This window comes from Stenotrophomonas sp. NPDC077420 (genome assembly GCF_044543385.1).
Classification (GTDB): Bacteria; Pseudomonadota; Gammaproteobacteria; order Xanthomonadales; family Xanthomonadaceae; genus Stenotrophomonas.
This window is the reverse complement of record NZ_JBITVZ010000002.1, coordinates 268847-285004: the sequence shown is the minus strand read 5'-3', so window position 1 is coordinate 285004 and position 16158 is coordinate 268847. Positions and strand designations below refer to the sequence as shown.

At 66.5% G+C, this 16158-nt stretch carries 20 protein-coding genes and 1 tRNA gene; 13 read left to right on the top strand and 8 right to left on the bottom strand.

What is annotated here, in order from left to right; all coding sequences use genetic code 11:
* The first annotated feature begins 75 nt into the window (after window positions 1-75).
* The 5 genes from pheT (at window position 76) to ACIGII_RS03325 (ending at window position 4449) form a co-directional block, all read left to right on the top strand.
* On the top strand, window positions 76-2454 hold the full coding sequence (gene pheT / locus ACIGII_RS03345; protein ID WP_399635160.1) for a phenylalanine--tRNA ligase subunit beta: 2379 nt from the start codon (window positions 76-78) through the stop codon (window positions 2452-2454).
* 28 nt (window positions 2455-2482) lie between these two features.
* Window positions 2483-2782: an integration host factor subunit alpha gene (locus ACIGII_RS03340; RefSeq protein WP_145480358.1), complete on the top strand. Its 300-nt coding sequence runs from the start codon at window positions 2483-2485 to the stop codon at window positions 2780-2782.
* Window positions 2763-3119 (top strand): MerR family transcriptional regulator, encoded by a 357-nt coding sequence (locus tag ACIGII_RS03335; RefSeq protein ID WP_068853353.1) that lies wholly within the window; start codon window positions 2763-2765, stop codon window positions 3117-3119. Before ACIGII_RS03340 ends, ACIGII_RS03335 begins: the two co-directional genes overlap by 20 nt.
* A gap of 67 nt (window positions 3120-3186) precedes the next feature.
* Window positions 3187-3263 (top strand) — tRNA-Pro (locus ACIGII_RS03330).
* A gap of 139 nt (window positions 3264-3402) precedes the next feature.
* Window positions 3403-4449 (top strand): hypothetical protein, encoded by a 1047-nt coding sequence (locus ACIGII_RS03325; RefSeq protein WP_399635158.1) that lies wholly within the window; start codon window positions 3403-3405, stop codon window positions 4447-4449.
* 237 nt (window positions 4450-4686) lie between these two features.
* On the opposite strand, the gene ACIGII_RS03320 is transcribed toward ACIGII_RS03325, so the two are convergent.
* Window positions 4687-5172, bottom strand: coding sequence for a hypothetical protein (locus ACIGII_RS03320; RefSeq protein WP_399635155.1), 486 nt, complete (start codon window positions 5170-5172; stop codon window positions 4687-4689).
* 316 nt (window positions 5173-5488) lie between these two features.
* Between ACIGII_RS03320 and ACIGII_RS03315 the strand changes: the two genes are divergently transcribed.
* The 3 genes from ACIGII_RS03315 to ACIGII_RS03305 all read left to right on the top strand — a co-directional run bounded on the left by ACIGII_RS03315 (window position 5489) and on the right by ACIGII_RS03305 (window position 7421).
* Complete coding sequence (locus tag ACIGII_RS03315; RefSeq protein WP_399635153.1) at window positions 5489-5962, top strand: GNAT family N-acetyltransferase; 474 nt, start codon at window positions 5489-5491, stop codon at window positions 5960-5962.
* Window positions 5963-6060: 98 nt separating this feature from the next.
* Window positions 6061-7068, top strand: a complete 1008-nt coding sequence (locus ACIGII_RS03310) for a sensor histidine kinase (RefSeq protein ID WP_399635201.1) — start codon at window positions 6061-6063, stop codon at window positions 7066-7068.
* Window positions 7065-7421: a response regulator gene (locus ACIGII_RS03305; protein ID WP_399635150.1), complete on the top strand. Its 357-nt coding sequence runs from the start codon at window positions 7065-7067 to the stop codon at window positions 7419-7421. Before ACIGII_RS03310 ends, ACIGII_RS03305 begins: the two co-directional genes overlap by 4 nt.
* On the opposite strand, the gene ACIGII_RS03300 is transcribed toward ACIGII_RS03305, so the two are convergent.
* Window positions 7414-7542 (bottom strand): hypothetical protein, encoded by a 129-nt coding sequence (locus ACIGII_RS03300; RefSeq protein ID WP_399635148.1) that lies wholly within the window; start codon window positions 7540-7542, stop codon window positions 7414-7416. The two genes, ACIGII_RS03305 and ACIGII_RS03300, sit on opposite strands and share 8 nt — an antisense overlap.
* Window positions 7543-7827: 285 nt before the next feature.
* Between ACIGII_RS03300 and ACIGII_RS03295 the strand changes: the two genes are divergently transcribed.
* The gene (locus ACIGII_RS03295) at window positions 7828-8001 is read left to right on the top strand and encodes a DUF1328 domain-containing protein (protein WP_145479978.1); all 174 of its coding nucleotides are present in this window, start codon (window positions 7828-7830) and stop codon (window positions 7999-8001) included.
* A 72-nt stretch (window positions 8002-8073) separates the two neighbouring features.
* On the opposite strand, the gene ACIGII_RS03290 is transcribed toward ACIGII_RS03295, so the two are convergent.
* The 5 genes from ACIGII_RS03290 to ACIGII_RS03270 form a co-directional block, all read right to left on the bottom strand.
* Window positions 8074-8844 carry a transporter gene (locus tag ACIGII_RS03290; RefSeq protein WP_399635146.1) on the bottom strand — a complete coding sequence of 257 codons (771 nt, stop codon included), beginning with the start codon at window positions 8842-8844 and terminating at the stop codon, window positions 8074-8076.
* 78 nt (window positions 8845-8922) lie between these two features.
* Window positions 8923-9405 (bottom strand): hypothetical protein, encoded by a 483-nt coding sequence (locus tag ACIGII_RS03285; protein ID WP_399635143.1) that lies wholly within the window; start codon window positions 9403-9405, stop codon window positions 8923-8925.
* Window positions 9406-9491: 86 nt separating this feature from the next.
* A complete protein-coding gene (locus tag ACIGII_RS03280) occupies window positions 9492-9926 on the bottom strand; it encodes a hypothetical protein (protein ID WP_399635140.1) in 435 nt (144 codons plus the stop codon).
* Complete coding sequence (locus tag ACIGII_RS03275; protein WP_399635138.1) at window positions 9923-10150, bottom strand: hypothetical protein; 228 nt, start codon at window positions 10148-10150, stop codon at window positions 9923-9925. The genes ACIGII_RS03280 and ACIGII_RS03275 overlap by 4 nt, the downstream gene beginning before the upstream one ends.
* 2 nt (window positions 10151-10152) lie before the next feature.
* Complete coding sequence (locus ACIGII_RS03270; protein ID WP_399635137.1) at window positions 10153-10929, bottom strand: MipA/OmpV family protein; 777 nt, start codon at window positions 10927-10929, stop codon at window positions 10153-10155.
* A 112-nt stretch (window positions 10930-11041) separates the two neighbouring features.
* Between ACIGII_RS03270 and ACIGII_RS03265 the strand changes: the two genes are divergently transcribed.
* From ACIGII_RS03265 to ACIGII_RS03250, 4 genes are all read left to right on the top strand, one after another.
* Window positions 11042-11716, top strand: a complete 675-nt coding sequence (locus tag ACIGII_RS03265; protein ID WP_399635135.1) for a response regulator transcription factor — start codon at window positions 11042-11044, stop codon at window positions 11714-11716.
* A complete protein-coding gene (locus tag ACIGII_RS03260; RefSeq protein WP_399635133.1) occupies window positions 11713-13050 on the top strand; it encodes a sensor histidine kinase in 1338 nt (445 codons plus the stop codon). The genes ACIGII_RS03265 and ACIGII_RS03260 overlap by 4 nt, the downstream gene beginning before the upstream one ends.
* Before the next feature lie 238 nt (window positions 13051-13288).
* Window positions 13289-13489, top strand: a complete 201-nt coding sequence (locus ACIGII_RS03255) for a hypothetical protein (RefSeq protein WP_399657403.1) — start codon at window positions 13289-13291, stop codon at window positions 13487-13489.
* Window positions 13490-13622: 133 nt separating this feature from the next.
* Window positions 13623-14150: a DUF3011 domain-containing protein gene (locus tag ACIGII_RS03250; protein WP_399635130.1), complete on the top strand. Its 528-nt coding sequence runs from the start codon at window positions 13623-13625 to the stop codon at window positions 14148-14150.
* A gap of 77 nt (window positions 14151-14227) precedes the next feature.
* Here ACIGII_RS03250 and dxs read toward each other — a convergent pair whose 3' ends face one another.
* Window positions 14228-16126, bottom strand: a complete 1899-nt coding sequence (gene dxs, locus ACIGII_RS03245) for a 1-deoxy-D-xylulose-5-phosphate synthase (protein ID WP_399635127.1) — start codon at window positions 16124-16126, stop codon at window positions 14228-14230.
* Window positions 16127-16158 lie beyond the last annotated feature (32 nt).

The window sequence follows — 16158 nt, the reverse complement described above, 5'->3', positions numbered from 1 at the left end:
CCGTGCCATGCCCGGCTGGAATGCATCCAAGACCGTCAAAGCCAGGCGCATGCGCCGGCCCACCAGGGTGACACCATGAAATTCTCTGAAAACTGGCTGCGCAGCCACGTTCCCACCACTGCCTCGCGCGACGAGCTGAGCGCGGTGCTGACCGCCATCGGACTGGAAGTGGAAGAGGTCACCGACCTCGGTGCCAGCCTCGACCACGTGGTGGTGGCACGCATCGTCACTGCCGAGCGCCACCCCGAAGCCGACCGCCTGCAGATCTGCCAGGTCGACGCCGGGCAGGGCGAGCACCTGCAGATCGTGTGTGGTGCGCCCAACGCGCGCCCCGGCCTGGTCGCCCCGCTTGCGATGATCGGCGCGAAGATCGGCGACTTCAACATCAAGGCGGCCAAGCTGCGCGGCGTGGATTCCAACGGCATGCTGTGCTCGGCCAAGGAGCTGGGCCTGGACAGCGATGCCTCCGGCCTGCTGGAACTGCCCGCGGATGCCCCGGTCGGCCAGAGCCTGGTGGATTACCTCGGTCTGCCCGATGCCAGCATCGAGATCAAGCTCACCCCCAACCGCGCCGACTGCTTCAGCGTGCGCGGCATCGCCTTCGACGTGGCTGCCGCCTGCGCCAGCGAAGTGGTGCCGTTCAACGCCGCGCCGGTGCCGGCGGTAGGCAGCCGCGAACTGGCCATCAGCCTGGACGCCGGCGCCGACGCGCCGCGTTACCTGGGTCGCGTGATCGAAGGCGTGAACCCGCGCGCCGCCACCCCGCTGTGGATGGCCGAGCGCCTGCGCCGCAGCGGCGTGCGCCCGGTGTCGCTGCTGGTCGACATCACCCAGTACGTGATGCTGGAACTGGGCCAGCCCATGCATGCCTACGACCTGGGCACCCTGCAGGGCAGCATCGGCGTGCGCCGTTCGCGCACCGGTGAATCCCTCAAACTGCTGGACGGCCGCGACGCCGCGCTGGATGACGGCTTCCTGGTGATCACCGATGCCGACCGCCCGGTGGGCCTGGCCGGCATCATGGGCGGTTACGACACCCGCGTCACCGACGACACCAGCGCGGTGTTCCTGGAGGCCGCGCACTTCGCGCCGGCCGCCATCATGGGTCGTGGCCGCAAGCTGGGCCTGCACACCGACGCCGGCCACCGCTTCGAGCGTGGCGTGGACCCGGCGCTGCCGCGCACCGCGATCGAATACGCCACCCGCCTGGTGCTGGACCTGGCCGGCGGCACCCCGGCTCCGGTGACCGAAGCGGTGCGCGAAAGCGACCTGCCCGCCACCGCCACCATCGGCCTGCGCCGTGCGCGCATCGCCCGCGTGCTGGGCATCCAGATTGCCGACGCCGACGTGGAGCGCATCCTGCGCGCGCTGGGCATGGACGTGGCCGCCACCGCCGACGGCTGGCAGGTCACCGCGCCCAGCCGCCGCTTCGACATCGCCATCGAAGAAGACCTGATCGAAGAGCTGGCCCGCATCCACGGCTACGAGCGCATTCCCACCACCCTGCCGGGCGGTGCGGCGCGCATCGCCATGCCCAGCGAGACCCGCCTGGACGACCTCAGCACCCGTCGCCAGCTGGTCGCCCGCGACCTGCAGGAAACCATCAACTACGCCTTTGTCGACGCCGGTCTGCTGGCCCAGTGGCAGCTGCAGGACAGCGTGGTCGCACTGGCCAACCCGCTGTCGGCCGAACTGGCAGTGATGCGCCCGGCGCTGCTGCCGGGCCTGGTGGCGACCCTGGGCCGCAATGCCGCCCGCCAGCAGGCCAGCGTGCGCCTGTTCGAGCTGGGCCGGGTGTTCCACCCGCAGGCCGGGCAGGGCGCCGCACCGCTGGAAACCCAGCGCGTGGCCGTGGCCGTGTGCGGCGACGCCACCCCCGAACAATGGGGCCTGGCCACCCGCAAGGTCGACTTCCATGACCTCAAGGGCGACCTGGAATCGCTGGCGGCCGCCTCCGGCGCCGTGCTCACCTTCGTGCCCGCCACCCGCCCGTACGGCCACCCGGCGCGTTCGGCCGAGGTCCTGCGCGACGGCGTCAGCCTGGGCTGGATCGGCCAGATCCACCCGCGCGTGGCCAAGGCCATGGACATCGACGCCGACGTATTCGGCTTCGAATTGGACCTGGCGGCTCTGGCCGCCCGCGCCCTGCCGCGGGCCAGCGAGCTGTCCCGGTTCCCCTCGGTGCGCCGCGACCTGGCCTTCCTGGTGCCCGACGGCGCCACCTGGGCCGACCTGGAAGCCACCCTGCGCCGGGCCGCCGGCCCGCTGCTGCAGCGGGTGACCCTGTTCGACCGGTACGTGGGCCAGGGCGTAGAGCCGGGCTTCAAGAGTCTCGCTATGGGCTTGATTTTGCAGGACAAGTCGCGCACTCTCACGGATCGAGACGTGGAAGCAGTGGTCACCGAGGCGGTGGCCGCGATGGAGCGTGAACACCACGCCCGGATCCGCGGTTGAGCGGGCAGTACAGGGGAGTAGCAGGCAGATGGCATTGACCAAGGCGGAGATGGCCGAAAAGCTGTTCGACGAAGTCGGTCTGAACAAGCGCGAAGCCAAGGAATTTGTCGACGCGTTCTTCGATGTGCTGCGCGAAGCGTTGGAACAGGGACGGCAGGTAAAGCTTTCCGGCTACGGCAACTTCGACCTGCGGCGCAAGAACCAGCGCCCGGGCCGCAACCCGAAGACCGGCGAGGAAATTCCGATTTCCGCCCGTACGGTGGTCACCTTCCGTCCGGGCCAGAAGCTCAAGGAAAGGGTAGAGGCATATGCTGGATCCGGGCAGTAACCGCGAACTTCCGCCGATACCGGCCAAGCGCTACTTCACCATTGGTGAAGTCAGCGAGCTGTGCGATGTAAAGCCGCACGTGCTGCGCTACTGGGAAACCGAATTCCCCAGCCTGGAACCGGCCAAGCGACGCGGCAACCGCCGCTACTACCAGCGCCACGACGTGCTGATGGTGCGGCAGATCCGCGGCCTGCTGTACGAGCAGGGCTACACCATCGGCGGCGCGCGCCTGCGCCTGGAAGGGGCCGGCGCACGCGACGAGTCGGCACTGAGCAACCAGATCATCAAGCAGACCCGGATGGAACTGGAAGAAGTGCTGCAGCTGCTGCGCCGCTGAAGCCTTTTTTGATCAAACCGGTTATACTCGTCGGCCCGCTGCAAGGCGGGGACAACACCAGCAACATCGGGGCGTAGCGCAGCCTGGTAGCGCATCTGCCTGGGGGGCAGAGGGTCGTCGGTTCAAATCCGGCCGTCCCGACCATTGTTGGTGACACGATCAAGGGCTTGCACTCAAGTGCGAGCCCTTTTTTTTTGCAACTGTTTGTACTGCTCAAGGTCTGCCGGGTTGTTAGGGTTCATTCTGCGATCAACCAGCGGTGATCAGATCACCCGAGGCGAGCATGACCACAAACGTCGTTGTTGCTACGTATCACGGCGTAATTTTAGGGTGTGATTCGCTTTCAAGCATCATCGAGCGAGCCTATTTTCCGTTCCGGGTTCCGAATGCCCTTGCGCGCGACGAGCGCGGCGAAGTAATGACGGATCCTCAAGGACGTCTGCTGCTCGCCTACGATGAGCGAAATTTTCAGTACACACCCACCAACATCATGGGCGGCGTGCAGAAGATGTTCCCGCTGCACGAAGATGTTGACCCGCAGAACATCGAGTGCTCCGTCGCCGCCACAACGTCCGGACTTGGCTCGCTCAATGGCGTGGTTATCGCCGAGGTTGCTGAGAGGTTCCGGCGGCGCTGCCGGACAAATGAGCAGGGATTCAATTCGATCGAGCAGGTAGTCAGCATGTTTCTGGACTACGTCCGCCCGCAGTGGGAAATGCAGGTTGGCTTCGACGCGGCGGATCCGGCGGCACACAGCTTCCTGGATGATCTGCAATTTCTCATTGCTGGCTATGGGCCGGCAGATGAATACATCAAGGTCATCAGGGTCAGCGTCGCCAACGAAAGCGCGGTTGAGGTGTTCAAGCATGCGCCTCACTGCAGCGCAGCATGGGCAGGGCAGGCAAGCGCGGTGGCCAGTTTGCTCATGGGGTTCAATCCAACAACGCGGTGGGCGATTGACCGGGCCGTTGTGGAAAGCCTCTCTGCTCAGAGGGAGAGCGTAGTTACATCCGTGCTGGGTCATCTGCGGGAGCAGGGAGTGGCGATTCCCGAGCCGTTCGAGGCTAGAATCGACGAAGTCGTGCCGGCCGACCTTCCCTGGTCCGAGGGCAGCCCGGAGTTCGATTGGGCGAATCTGCCGGTTCAATCTGCAGTCGACCTGGTGTCCACGTTGGTCAATGCTCAATCAGCAATGCAGAAGTTTGCGATGGGGATCCCGACTGTCGGCGGTCGGACCCGTATAGGATTGATGCGACGTGGCATGCCATTTGCGTTTCTCAACGAGCCGGAAATCGTCCACCAACATGTCGGATACAGCCATGAAGCCTAGTGTGCACAATTTCTCCGCTCTGCAAGTCGCTGTCACGCACGGTGATAAGCCTGCGCGGATCATTGCGCCGCAGTTCAATGGTCAGATTTCAGATGTCAGAAACAAGTGCGTTTCGAAGCGTGCCAGTTTCTTTGTTCACGCCAGTAATGGAAAAGTTGTAATCAGCAAGTCGCGCTGACCGTTACGGCATGGCGAATGGAAGGCCCCCTGGGGGAGCCTTCCTCTTGTGGTTTGTGGCTAGTGCGGCATGGTCGGGTAACCTGTTCCAGCGGGAAGTGGAGATGCAACAGGCGCCATCGGGACCTCGTCGGTATCTACAAGGGAAATCAGCGCAAGCAGATTCCTGATGCTCATGTCCTCGACGTTGCCGGGGCAACGTTCAATGACATCGACAAGTTCAAGCAGTTCCACGATGCGCAGGTCGTAGATCCGCAGCAAGCGTCGGATCGCGCGGAATACGTCGTGCCTGGAAGGGTCATTGGCGCCAATCAGGCGATGGACCTGGATGCCTGGCTTCGCCGTGGCATCGCAACGTGTCGAAGCAATGGCCTTCAGGATCTCGCCCATTGTCAGCTGATCCGACGTTCGTATATCCGTACGCAGTTTGGATTCAAGCGTTACCCACGCGGGGCTGCCCCAATCCAACGTCTCGGCGATGGCGCTGAAGTAGTAGTTGAGGTCTACGGTTACGCGCGTAGGCGCGGCGAAAGGGTCGAATGACATGAAGGACGTCCTCGTTTGAAGTAAGTTCCAACGCCCTGTGGACTACACTGCTGGGCGTCGATGCGCCTTTCTTCGGAACGCCAATTCCGGTCACCGTGGAGTCGGCGACGCAGCGATCCTGCGAGCCGCGAGTGAAGGCTGTCAACGCGCAGTGCCAGGAACTGCGACGTGGGTCAGCAGCAATGCGCCGGCATGTCGCGAGCACCTCTTTATTCGATGCGTGCGGCGTCACCGGGTCCATGATTGGCGCATGGTCAGCACCAACGGGTGCGTCCTGTGAGTGTCAGCTTCGAGCCGGTCCGGATGGAGGTACAGGATGACAACACGACGACTACGAGCTACCGATCTCGAGCAGGCCAGCGCGGTGTGCATGGCGTCCTTCATGGAAACGGTCGCGCCGTCACTCTCCGCAGAGGGCATCGCCACCTTTGCCGAGATCGTCTCGGTGGACGGCATGGCCAGCCGCTTTTCCGATGACAACGACATGTTCGTCTTCGAAGTCGACGGCCAGGTCGTGGGCGTGGCCGAACTCACGGGCGGGCAGCACGTGGCCACGCTGTTCGTTGCGCCGGGGTACCAGGGCAAAGGGGTAGGGCGGGCGTTGATGCAGGCCCTGCTCGCCTGCACCCGGTCCGATGTGGTGACCGTACGGGCGTCGGTGGGGTCGGTCGGCGCCTACCTGCGCTTCGGGTTCCGGGTGGCCGGGCCGGTCGCGGAATACGCGGGCCTGGTCTACCAGCCGATGGAACGGGGGCGCCCTGCGCCTTGGCCCCCATGGCCCCGGGCCTGAACGGCGCGCTAGCCACCGGCCAGATTCGGCAAAAGCATGATCCTGCTTTCACGCCTGCGCTCCTATCCTGCGCCGAACGACCCCAGGCCTGATCCGTGCTGCAGCAACAAGAAGAAAACACCGCCAAATGGCGCATCTACGAGGCGCTGCTGCAGGCCACGCCAGATCTGTCCTACGTGTTCGATCTGCAGCACCGGTTCATTTACGCCAACAAGGCGCTGTTGAACATGTGGGGCATGACCTGGGATGAGGCGATCGGCAAGACCTGCCTGGAGATAGGCTACGAGCCCTGGCATGCGGCGATGCACGACGCCGAGATCGAACGGGTCATCGCGACCAAGCAGCCGATCCGCGGGGACGTGCCGTTCCCGCACACCACCCAGGGCGTGCGTATCTACGATTACATCTTTACCCCGGTGATCGGCCCGGACGGCGAAGTGGAGGCCATTGCCGGTACCACCCGCGACGTCACCGAGCGCAAGCGCCACGAGCAGCACCTGCAGCTGCTCATCAACGAGCTCAATCACCGGGTAAAAAATTCGCTGGCGATGGTGCAGTCCATCGCGCGGCAGACCTGCCACAACGCCAGGGACCTGGCCGAGGCCAGCGAGAAGGTGGAACAGCGCCTGGTGGCGCTGTCGGCGGCGCATGATGTGCTGACCCGCGAAAACTGGCACAGCGCCGACCTCCAGGAGCTGGTGCAGGCGACCGCAATGGCGCATGCGGATGCCCCCGCCACGCGGTTCGATGTGGAGGGCGAACCCTGCCGGCTGGACCCGCGCCGCGCGCTGGCCCTGGCCATGGCGCTGCATGAGCTGGGCACCAACGCCGTCAAGTTCGGCGCCCTGTCCGGGCCAGAGGGCCGGGTGTCGGTGCACTGGCACAAGACGTCGGTGGGCGGGCGCGAGATGGTCGAGCTGGTGTGGCAGGAAAGGGGTGGCCCGCCGGTGCAACCGCCGAGCCAGCGCGGATTTGGTTCGCGGCTGCTGGAGAAGGGACTCAAGCACGACCTGGGCGGCACGGTGGAACTGTCGTTCGAGCCGGGCGGGCTGCGTTACCGCGTGGTGTTCCCGCCGGGCGACGACACCCTGAAGGTGCACCCGTGACTGCGCGCGTGCTGATCGTCGAAGACGAATCGATGATCGCGATGATGGTCGAAGACTATCTTGTCGATGTGGGCTACGAAGTGGTAGCGCTGGTCGGCACGCTGGAAGAAGCGCTGAGTGCGGCAGAGCGCTGCAGTTTCGATGTGGCGCTGCTGGACGTGAACCTGGCCGGCGAAACGTCGTTCCCGGTCGCTGACGTCCTGGAAGAGCGGGGAATCCCCTACATGTTCCTCAGCGGATACGGAAGGGACACGCTGCCCGAGCGGCTGCGGCGACGTTACGGTCTGCAGAAACCGTTCCGCCTGCCCGAACTTGGGCGGGCGCTTGAGCGCGTACGCAACGCGGTCAACTGATCGCGCGGATCACTTCTTCGATCAGCACCAGATAACAGGCCGCGAAGTAGACCTTGAGCAGGGCGGGATGCTGCTTGGAGACGAATGCGCGCATGGCGGTACGGGCCGGTGGGAACGTCATCATTGTGACCATGCGGTGAAATTGAGGCAACGGTCACACATTCAGTGGTGTGATGACGTTCATCAGGACGCCCTTTTAAATTCAATGGGTTAGTGGTTAAGGCGGGTGTTCACGCCCTACCGTCTGTCGGAAAATTCCTACAGATGCAGCTGAATACGTAGCGTGCCCTGTTCAGACAACGTAGTGCCTTCACACGACACCCGCACCCCATTCACTGTTGCGGCACGCCTGGATCGCTAGCGTGGAGGCCTGTCAGTCATCCCCGCAACCGGGGAAAGGAACAACATGATCAAGTGGGCCATCATCTTCGCCATCATCGGCATCATTGCCGGCGCGCTCGGCTTTGCCGGCATTGGCGGCGCTGCCATTGGCGTGGCCAAGTTCCTGTTCTGGGCAGGCATCATCATCGCCGTCATCCTGTTCGTGCTGGGCATGACGGTCGCCAAGAAGGTGACCTGACCCACAATGCGGCAGGACGTTCAACGAAAGCCTGTGCAGTGATGCACAGGCTTTTTTCAACCCGGACACCGATTACTCGAAGTAGAGCGAAACACCCAGTCCGGCCTGTAGATCCGGGCTGTCGCGGTCCAGCCCCAGATCGAGCGAGGCATCGAGCTGCATGCGTTCGGTGGGCATCCAGGTCACGCCGGCGCCGGCGACGGAGGTCGCGGGTTCGCCGTGGGTGTGGGTGAAACCGGCTTCGAGGTAGGCGCTGACGGTGTCGGTTGCGGCCAGGCTGAGGCTGGGCGACCAGGTGAATGCGTCCTCGCCGGCCCCCCGGGTGGCGTTGCCGTACAAGGCGGCGCTCCAGCGTTCGTTGACGGTGAGTTCGTAGCTGGCGCCGAGTTCGTACTGGGTGCCACCTTCGCTGAAGTCACGGGAGCCGGTGCCGAAGCTGCTGCTGGCCAGCAGCGCCACGGCATGGCGATCGGACTGCAGCGGCAGGGCGTACTTGAGCGCCAGGCCACTGTCGCCAGCGCCGCGGGCGGTGGTGGCGGGCGCATCGCGCGGCGCTTCGCGCAGGTGGTTCCAGGGGCTGCCGAAGGCCTGCAGTTCCAGCTGCGCACCCAGCCCCACGCGCAGTCGTACGTCGGTGCCGTACTCGGTGCTGCGGGTCCCGGCGTCGTCGCGGTCGCGCTGATAGTCGGGCAGGCCCAGTTCCAGCGCGACCCCGCCAGCGGGGAGCACCGAGGCGGCAAACCCCAATCCCGGGCGGTCGAAGGCGGGCGTTTCGTTTTCATCCTGCTGCGCCCATGCCGGCACGGTCATCGCCATCAGCAGCAGCCCCATCCATCCACGCATCGCGTTCGTCGCCGTTGAAGAAACAGCAGCAGCCTAGCGGGCCGGCGGCAATGCGCCGTGAGGATCGGGAAGCGCATGTTACTCGTCAGCCGCGCCTTCTTCGTTGCCGGCCGGGGGTTCCCGGCGGGCATCGTCGTCGCCGTCGTCCGGTCCCTTGCGGGCGGCGCGGTGACCGGACTGGTCGGCGGCCAACACGGCCGCCGCTGCGGGCAGCAACGGACTGCGGCCCGGTGCCGACGCCTGACGCAGCGCCAGGTGCGGCTCGGGCAGCACCCAGAAGCCATTGCTCAGGTACGGGCGGCGCCCCAGGGTCTGCTCGCCGGTGGGTGGGTCTTCCTCCTCGTCGCACTCGTCCGCATGCGGACGCTGCCGACGCGCATCGTCGTCGCGCGGGTGGTCATGGCGGTCATCGCCGTCGTCTGCGCCCGGCGAGCGCAGCGCGTCCAGCGCATCGGCCGCGGCCTCCCACTCGGCCGTCTCCGGGGAAATCGCTTCGGTGAGCGGGGTGGGGGTTTCAACGCGGGGCGGAAGGCGGGGGGGGAGGTCGGAGGGAACGCGCATCGGCCGTTCGTCCAGTGGGCGGGATGGACCCTGGACAGTGCGTGCCAACGCAGGGGCTGACCATGCAACTGGTCGTAATTGCGCTGTCAGCGCGTCTGCGGGTCCGGGCGGGTCAACGCGAGCAACCCATCCATCAATCGCGCCGCGCGCGGCTGCCCATCCCCGTCGATCGGGCAGGCCATCGACTGCAGCCAGAAGCCGTGCGCAGCGCGGCGCGCTGCGGTGAGGCGGTGGTCGTCGGCTTCACCGGGGTAGCGCTGCAGCTGTGCCTGGATCCACTGCTTGAGCGCATGCGCGATGTCCGGGTCCGGCCGCCCGCGCGGCATGCCCGCGCCGACGTCGGGCGGCTGCAGGCAGGCGCGGAACAGGGCGGTCACGTATGCGCGCGAGAATCGCCCGTGTGTGTCCGGGTCCTGTTCCACCAGGGCCTGCACCGCGCGGTCGAAGTCGATCAGCGCGGCGGCCAGGGCCGGTGCATCGGCCGCGTCGGTGCTGCTGAGCAACGGGAAGGGGCGGTTCATGCAGGGGCCTGCGGCAGTTGCCGGACCGGTGCGCCGGGCTGCGCCAGCAGGGTGTCCAGCAGTGCCAGCACCCGCTCGCCCTGGCCGTTGCACGCCAGTTCGAAGGTGGTCTGGCCGCCGAGTGCAGGCAGCGGGGTGTGCACGATCCAGTGCAGTACCCGGCTGCGGTCCGGGTCGATCTGCAGGGCGAGGGTGGCCACGCGCCGTACGATGCCGGTACGCATGCTCAGAACCCGTAGCTCAGCGCCAGCAGCGCGCTGTCCATGTGCGTGCCCACGGTCATGGGGCTGTTCTTGACCGCGCTGGAAAGCAGGGTGCGGCGCAGGGATGCGGTGGCGGTCCAGTGCGGGCCCAGCGGCATCACCGCGCTCAGGTCCAGGTACGGGGCTACGCCGCTGCCAGCGCGATAGGTCGGCAGGCCACTGCGCTGCGCTTCAACCGCGCTCACGCCAAAGTAGTAATCGTTGAGGCTGCTGCTGGCGTAGTTCGCGCCCACGCCGGGCACCAGCATTACCTTGCCGGTGGGGATGGGATAACTGTACCTGGCGTCGGCGGCCAGGCCACCGCCGTGCCCGCTGACTTCGGCCTGCACGTTGCCCTGCAGCACGCCCCACGGCGCAGTATGGCGCACCGCCACGCCGGCCATGGCCGACATGCTGCGGTTGGACAGCTGGCGCAGCTGCGGATTGTCGGTGTCCTTGTGCTTGAAGCGCATGACGTAGGGCGAGGCCAGCAGCGACACACTGGTGCGCTGGTTGTCGAACAGGGTGTAGCCGACGCTGCCGCCGCGGAAGTGGAACCTGCGGCCTTCCCAGTTGATGACCGGCACCGGCAGCACATCGGTGTCGTAGCCGGCATACGGCGATTTCTGTGCCACCACCGCCAGGCCGACACTGCTGCGCGCCTTGGCCCCGGGGGCCGGTTGGGCCAGGACGCTGGTGCTGGCCAGCACGCCGAACAGGGCAAGGCCCGCTGCTGCCGTCTTCCGTGAACCACTCTGCATGGATGCTCCTGCGCGACGATCAAACCCGCATGGTGTCCTGCGGACATTGTGGGAACGTTGCGTCAACGGGCGGGGTACCATCGGCGGCCTCTGCCCCTGCCTGCCCCCGCCCATGCGCATCCTGCTGCTCGAAGACGACCCCGAACTTGCCGGTGCCATCCAGGCCAGCCTGGGCCGCCACGGCATGGTCGTGGACCTGGTGGTGTCGATGGCCCAGGCCGCCGAAGCGCTCAAGGCCGGGGTGCACCAGGTACTGCTGCTGGACCGGCAGCTGCCCGACGGCGATGGTGCGAATTTCGTGCGGGTGGCGCGCAGCCACGTGCCGAACCTGCCGGTGATCATGCTGACCGCGCGCGATTCGGTGGCCGACCGGGTAGTGGGGCTGGACGTGGGCGCGGACGATTACCTGACCAAACCGTTCGCGGTGGAAGAGCTGTTGGCGCGGATCCGCGCGATTTCGCGGCGACCGGCGCAGATCACCCTGCCGGTGCTTGGCCTGGGGCGGTTGCAGTTCGATTTCGTGGCGCGCCAGGCCACGGTGGACGGCGCCCTGCTGGCGCTGCCGCGGCGGCAGCTGCTGGTGCTGGAAGCGCTGGCCCTGCGCCAGGGCCGCACCGTGGCGCGCGCGGCGCTGCAGGAAGCGGTGTATGGCTTCGACGACGACATCCAGTCCAACGCATTGGACGCGCATGTCTCGAAGCTGCGCCGCGCGCTGGCCGATGCCGACGCCCAGGTGGAGATCCACGTGATGCGCGGCATCGGCTACCTGCTGAAGGAAAGCGCATGAAGTTCCTCAAACCCGGCTCGCTGTCGTTCAGCCTGGCGTGGAAGATCTGCCTGATCCAGGTGGCGATGGTGTTGATTGCATTGACCGGCATCGCGCTGGTCTATGGCGACCGCAGCACCGCCTACGTGGACTGGAAAACCAGCGAAGCGGTGGCCGATGCCATCCGCCTGCAGGAGGGCAGGTTGCAGGTGGACTGGGCGGCGGTGAATGAAGCGGCGCCGGACCGCCCGTCCACGTTCTGGTTTGCCGCCGCCGACGAGCAGGGGCACCGGATCGAACACGGGCCGCTGCCGGCGGTGTATCGCCCGCTGGCCGACCAGCTGGCGCATGTGGAACCGACGGATGTGCGCACGCGCAGCCGCGGGCTGGAGCTGGCGATGCGGGTGTGGGTGTCCGACCGCGAGGACGGGCGCCTGCATGTGATGGTGGGCGGCTTGCCGCAGCGCGGCTTCTGGCGGCAGCTGGCGGTGATCATCGGCTATCTCGGCGGCTGGATCACGCTGCCGCTGATCGTGATCACGCTGGTGGTGGCACCGTGGGCGATCCACCGGTCGCTGCGCGGGGTGAACCGGGTGGCGGCACAGGCTGCGGCGATCCAGATCACGGAGCGCGGACGTGGGCTGGACACGCACGCGGTGCCGCGCGAGATCGTGCCGCTGGTGGATGCCTTCAACGCGGCCGTGCGTCGCATCGGCGAAAGCTACGACGCGCAGGACCGTTTCCTGGTCGGCGCCGCGCACGAGCTGCGCATGCCGATCGCGATCCTGGCCACGCGCATTGCCGACCTGCCGCCGGGGCAGGTGCGTTCGCGCCTGCAGCGCGACCTCGGCCGGTTGAGCAACATCGCCGAGCAGCTGCTGGACCTGCAGCGGCTGGACCATCACCGCAGCCAGCACCAGCGCGTGGACCTGGCCGCGCTGACCCGTGAGGTGGCCGCCGATGTGGCGCCGCTGCTGATCGACGCCGGCTACGCCTTCGCGGTGGATGCGCCGGACCAGGCGCTGTGGGTGCGCGGCGATCCCGATGCACTGCACCGGGTGATCAGCGGGCTGTTGCAGAACGCCATCGCGCATGGCGGTGGCAGCGGCACGGTGATGGTGGAACTGCAGTCGAATGGCCTGCTGTCGGTGAGCGATGAGGGCGACGGGGTTCCCGAACAGGCACGGCAATCGATCTTCGAGCCGTTCCACCGGCTGCGGCCCAGCGGTAGTGGCAGTGGCCTGGGCCTGTATCTTGCGCGCGAAATCCTGCTGCGCCACGGCGGCAGCATCGTCGCCGAGGAAGCGGTCGGTGGCGGCGCCCGCTTTGTGATGTCGCTGCCGGTCGAACGCTAGGCCCGGGGTACCGATCCCGCCCGTGAGTGCGGCGTGATGGGCTGTCGGTGAACCGGCAGCCCACGCGTCGGACAGGTCCGAGAATCAGATAAATCCGATAGTGCCGTCAGCATTACGGACGTATCGTCGTTGCAGCGTCGGGATGGAACCCGCGCCATGCAAGATTCCCCGCGAGGCCGCTCCGCCGCATCAGGCCTTGCCTTGCCCACGCAGGATGCTACTGGAGACGTCTCCGATGATGATCAAAGTGCAACACCAGCACCGCCAGTGGCAGGTTGTCCCGCCTGGCGAGTCGGCGCCCGTCGCCTTTGAAAGTGGCGCCACCGCCTTTGATTTCGCCGACTCGCTGGCGCGCGAACACCATGCCGAAACCGGTGCAAGCAGCGGTGTGCGGGTGGAAGTGGGCGACGCCTTCGTCGACGCGGTGCAGTACGGCTGAGTCCGCATGGACCGGTCAGCGCCGCGTGGGGTTGTTGAATCGCGCCTGAAATATTCCCGCGGCGCCTCTAGGCGAACGCCGCCACTTCGCTGATCCTGTGCCTATTCATCCAACCGGCACGAGGACCATCGCAATGAAGCAGGCAACGCAGATCGGACTATGGGCCTTGCTGCCGGTCGCCTTGATGGCCCTGGCCGGCACCGCGCAGGCACAGCGTTACGACGATGGTTATAACGACGGTCCGGTGCGCTGCGAGTCGGTCAAGGGCCGCACCCAGCAGTGCCCGATCGATGGCCGCGCGCGCCTGGTGCGGCAGATCTCCGGTTCGCCGTGCATTGAAGGCGACACCTGGGGCCAGGGCCGCAACGGGGTGTGGGTGACCCGCGGGTGCCGCGCCGAATTCATTTCCGAGCGCGGCCGTCCTTCGCACGGCGGCGGCTGGGGCAACAACGGCGGTGGCTGGGGCGGTGGGCGCGGCCAGATCATCAGCTGCGATTCCAACGACCAGCGCATGCGCCGGTGCAACGTGAGCGTGCGCCGCGACGTCCGCCTGGTGCGGCAGACCTCGCGAACCGCCTGCATTGAAGGCCGCACCTGGGGCCATGACCGCGACGGCGTCTGGGTGAATGGCGGTTGCCGCGCGGAGTTCGAAGTCCGCTAAGGCGTACCCGCGCAGGGACACGCGATGCGTGTCCCCTGCCGGGCCGGGACAGCAGCCACGCAGCGCGTGGCGCTACGTCACGCGCTCAGGGCCTCTTTGCCCAGCTTCGGCCAGCGCTTCAACACCGCGGCGCGGATGCCGGCGGCATCGATGCCGGCTTCGGCCAGCAGGTCTTCGCGGCTGGCATGGTGCTGGAAGCTGTCGGGCAGGCCAAGGTGCAGGAACGGGCGCAGCACGTCTTCGGCGTTGAGCAGTTCGGCCACGCCGGAACCGGCGCCGCCCGCCACCACGTTGTCTTCGATGGTCACGAAGCCCTGGTGGGTCCGGGCCAGTTCCAGCAGCAGGGCCCGATCCAGCGGCTTGATGAAGCGCATGTTGACCACGCTCAGGCCCAGCTCGCGACCCACCGCTTCGGCGGCCGGCACGGTGCTGCCGAAGGCGAGCAGGGCGATGCCGTTGCCCTGCACGCGCAGTTCGGCCTTGCCGATCTCCAGCGTGGAAAGGTCGCTGCCGGCGTCCACGCCGGTGCCGCTGCCGCGCGGATAGCGCACCGCCGCCGGACCTTCGTACTGCAGCCCGGTGCTGAGCATCTGGCGGCATTCGGCTTCGTCGGACGGGGCCATCACCACCATGTGCGGCACGCAGCGCAGGAAGCTCAGGTCCAGGTTGCCGGCATGGGTGGCGCCGTCCGGACCGACCACGCCGGCGCGGTCGATGGCGAACAGCACGTCCAGCTTCTGCACGGCCACGTCGTGCACCAGCTGGTCGTAGGCGCGCTGCAGGAAGGTGGAGTAGATCGCGACCACCGGCTTGGCACCCTGCGTGGCCATGCCGGCGGCCAGGGTCACCGCGTGCTGCTCGGCGATGGCCACGTCGAAGTAGCGCTCCGGGTACTCCTTGCTGAAACGCACCAGGCCCGAGCCCTCGCGCATGGCCGGGGTGATGCCCAGCAGGCGAGGTTCGGCCGCGGCGGCGTCGCACAGCCAGTCGCTGAACACGTCGGTGTAGGTCGGCTTCTTGCTGCCCCCCTTGGCCACCAGACCCTTTTCCGGGTCGAACGGGCCCACTGCGTGGTAGCCGATCTGGTCACCCTCGGCGCGTTCGTAGCCCTTGCCCTTGGTGGTCATCACGTGCAGCAGCTTCAGGCCCTTCAGGCCGCGCAGCGTCTTGAGGGTCGCCACCAGCGCAGGCACGTCATGGCCGTCGATCGGGCCGGTGTAATGGAAGCCCATTTCCTCGAAGAAGGTGGACGGCACGAACATGCCCTTCCAGTGTTCTTCCCAGCGCTTGACGAAGCGCGCGGACGGCGATTTCTTCTTGTCGCCGAGGATCTTCTTGCCGCCTTCGCGCAGCGCATTGAGCGTGCGGTTGCCGGTGGCGCGACCGAGGATCTTGGTGAGCCCGCCCACGGCTTCGGAGATCGACATGTTGTTGTCGTTGAGGATCACCAGCAGGTTCGGTTCCTGCTCCATGCCGCCGGCATGGTTGAGTGCCTCGTAGGCCATCCCGGCGGTCATCGCACCGTCGCCGATCACCGCCACCACCTTGCGGTCGTCGCCCTCGCGCTGGCGCGCGATCGCCATGCCCAATGCGGCGGAAATGGAGGTGGAGGAATGGCCGACGCCGAAGGTGTCGTACTCGCTTTCCTCGCGCTTGGGGAACGGCGCCACGCCGTCCTTCTGCTTCACGGTGTGGATCTGGTCGCGGCGACCGGTGAGGATCTTGTGCGGATAGGTCTGGTGGCCCACGTCCCAGATCAGCTGGTCAACCGGCGTCTGGTACAGGTAATGCAGGGCCACGGTGAGTTCGATCACGCCCAGCCCGGCGCCGAAATGACCGCCACTCTTGCCGACCGACTCGATCAGGTAGGCACGCAGTTCATCTGCGATGGCAGGCAGTTCGGATTCTTCGAACCTGCGCAGGTCATCCGGATTCTGGATGCGCGACAGGCGGGGATAGCGTGCGGAATCGATCATGTTTATCGCGCTTTTTCTCAAGCGCCTATTTT